The following is a 3,287-nucleotide window of genomic DNA, read 5'->3' on the forward strand; positions in this document are numbered from 1 at the left end:
ACGTCCCTGGTCAGGGTCAAGGGGTGAAACCCATTGTGGGGGTCTGGGGGCAAAGCCCCTAGCGGAGCTTGAGGCAGAGCCTCAATAGGCGTAAGCCTACTAAGCGGTGCAGAACAAATCCAAAAAGCACATAGAACCCAAACATCAAATAAAACCAACATCGAAGCATAAACCTGCACCGCTTTTCTATCCCTTAGCACAACGTAAATCCGCAAAGAGCGAAGCGATTTTGCGGCACAGCAAACTCGCCCGAATAATCCGTAGGGGCGAACATCGTTCGCCCGCATGGTATGCAACCAGTACCATGTAAACAAAATACCCCCAATAACTTAAATCAAAAAAAATTTTCAAACCCCCCTTGACAAAACATGAATATATGATATAATAAACATATGAACAGTTATTCATATGATGAATTGAAATAACCCATATCGAATATACTAAAACAATAATGAGAAAAGGAGAGCGAAAATAAATGAGTGAGAATACAGTAAAGCATGAGCATAAACAGTGCGGAGGAAAGAATATAGAGAAAATGGAGGAAATAGGGAAAACAATGCCTGTCGAGGAGGAGATATATGACGTGGCAGAGCTTTTCAAAGTCCTTGGCGACCAAACAAGAGTGAAAATACTCTTTACCCTTATAAAGGATGAAATGTGCGTGTGCGATATCGCAGAGCTGTTGGAAATGTCACAGTCAGCTATCTCGCATCAGCTCAGAGTGCTTAAGCAGGCCAGACTTGTGAAGTATAGACGTGAGGGAAAAACAGTCTATTATTCAGTTTCCGATGAACACGTCGCTGTCATACTCAATATGGGTATCGAGCATATCAGCGAGTAAAGAAAGTGATCTGTTTTTTGTAGTATAGGAGAATGTGAAATGAGTAAAATGACTTTGCTTCTTAAGGAACTCGATTGTCCGCATTGTGCGGAAAAGATCGAGAAACGTGTGGGCGAGCTTTCAGGCGTTAAAAGCTCTAACCTTGACTTTATCAATAAAAAGCTCACAGTTGATTTTGACGGCGATAAAAACGCCCTCTTTACCGAGATAGAAAATGTCGTCCATAAGCTTGAACCTGACGTTAGCGTGAAAGAGCTTGGCGATTGTGCTGAGAAAACTCTCTATCTGAAGCTGGAGGATCTCGATTGCCCTAACTGCGGTGAAAAGATAGCAAACCGTGTGGGTGAGCTTGCAGGCGTTATTTCATCAAACGTTGATTTTATCAGCAAAAAGCTAACTGTCAAAACAGACGGTTCTAATCCTGACCTGCGTATCATGATAGAAGATACCGTCCATCAGCTTGAGCCTGACGTTACTGTTAAGGATTATGGTGTCCAGACAGCAGAGGAGGAGCCTGTGAATGACCATAATGGCGAGATAGTCAAGCTTTCTGTGGCTATCGTGTTCTTTATCGCATCAATGCTCTTGGATAAGCTTGGAAACGGCACTGTGTGTGAGTATCTCAGTGCAGGCCTTGCAATAGTTGCTTACCTTATCGCAGGTCTTGACGTTGTCATCGCCGCCGTAAGAAACCTTGTTAAAGGCGAGGCTTTTGACGAATCTCTGCTCATGACTATCGCAACAGTTGGCGCATTTGCACTTAAAGACTTCCGTGAGGGTGCAGCCGTTATGCTGTTCTTCCAGGTGGGCGAGCTTTTCCAGACTGTCGCAGTAGAGAAGTCAAGAAAATCTATCACAAAGCTTATGGAGCTTAAGCCTGAGTCTGTAACAGTTGTAAGAAACGGCAAAACATACGAGCTTCCTCCTGAGGATATCCTCAAAGACGAGATGATTGCAGTAAAAACAGGCGAGAGAATACCTCTTGACGGTATCGTAACAGAAGGAGAATCAGAGCTTGATACATCAGCACTTACTGGTGAGTTTCTTCCGGTCGAGGTCAAAGCAGGGGACAGCGTCCTCAGCGGCTCAACAAACCTGAGAGGACTTCTCAAAGTTCGGGTCACAAATACCTTCCACGAGTCTGCGGTGTCGAAAATTCTCGATATGGTGCAAAACTCCAGCGAAAGAAAAGCCAAGACCGAAAAGTTCATCACACGTTTTGCAAGAGTTTATACCCCTGCGGTAGTAATTGCTGCACTTGCACTCGTGTTTATACCAAGCTTCATTCTGGGCTTTGACCAGTTCTCAAAATGGCTCTATAGAGGACTTCTGTTCCTTGTAATATCCTGCCCATGCGCACTTGTTATCTCAGTGCCTCTCTCGTTCTTCGCAGGAATAGGCGGAGCTTCTAAAAAGGGTATCCTTATCAAAGGCGCAAAAAATCTCGAAACAATGGCGAAGTGCAAAACTCTCGCAGTTGATAAAACGGGTACGCTCACAAAGGGCAAGTTCACTGTCCTCAGCGTAAACCCACAGGGCGTTTCACAGGATATCCTCCTTGAAGCCGCCGCATATGCAGAAAGTATGTCAACTCACCCTATCGGTATCTCCATAGTGCAGAGATACGGCAAGGAAATAGACGGTGCAAGACTTTCAGATGTTGAAGAGATTGCAGGAAACGGTGTAAGAGCAAAGCTTGACGGCAAGGAGATACTTTGCGGAAAGAAAGCGCTTCTTGAAACAAACGGCATTGCCGCACAAAGCTCAGAAGACTCCGCAACGGCAGTTTATGTTGCCCTTGACGGCAAGTTCATAGGCGAGATACTCCTTGGCGACGAGATAAAAGAAACCTCTGCCACAGCCGTTTCAAGACTGAGAGATCTTGGCGTTGAAACTGTCCTCCTCACAGGCGATAAGAAAGATACCGCCGAAAAGGTGGCAAAGAAAGTGGGCATAAAAACATTCTTCAGTGAGCTTCTCCCTGAAAACAAGGTTGAAAAGGTCGAACAGCTTATAAAAGACCCCGACCGCAGACTTGTTGCATTCGCAGGGGACGGAATAAATGACGCACCTGTTATCGCAAGAGCCGATATCGGTATCGCAATGGGTGGCTTAGGCTCAGATATCGCCATTGAAGCCGCAGACGTTGTGCTTATGAACGACGATCCGTCAAGCATAGCAGATGCAGTAAAGATATCCCGAAAGACTATGACAATAGTAAGAGAGAATATAATTTTTGCCCTTGGAGTAAAAGCTCTTGTGCTTATATTCGGTGCATTGGGACTTGCAGGAATGTGGCTTGCGGTATTCGCAGACGTAGGTGTAGCCGTAATAGCTATCCTCAACGCTCTAAGAAGCAGCAGAATAAAATAAAACTATGTTTAGACCTGCAAATGCGCATAAATACGGCATTTGCTTGTAGGGGCGAACAGTGTTCGCCCGCTTT

General features: G+C 45.1%; 2 protein-coding genes. Both read left to right on the top strand.

Annotated features, from left to right (window positions below; genetic code table 11):
• Positions 1-475 precede the first annotated feature (475 nt).
• The gene (locus QVO88_RS03375) at positions 476-841 is read left to right on the top strand and encodes a metalloregulator ArsR/SmtB family transcription factor (RefSeq protein ID WP_022287119.1); all 366 of its coding nucleotides are present in this window, start codon (positions 476-478) and stop codon (positions 839-841) included.
• A 39-nt stretch (positions 842-880) separates the two neighbouring features.
• On the top strand, positions 881-3,214 hold the full coding sequence (locus QVO88_RS03380; RefSeq protein WP_022287120.1) for a heavy metal translocating P-type ATPase: 2,334 nt from the start codon (positions 881-883) through the stop codon (positions 3,212-3,214).
• Positions 3,215-3,287 lie beyond the last annotated feature (73 nt).

This window comes from Ruminococcus sp. CAG:57 (genome assembly GCF_000435935.1).
Lineage (GTDB): Bacteria > Bacillota > Clostridia > Oscillospirales > Ruminococcaceae > Hominimerdicola > Hominimerdicola aceti.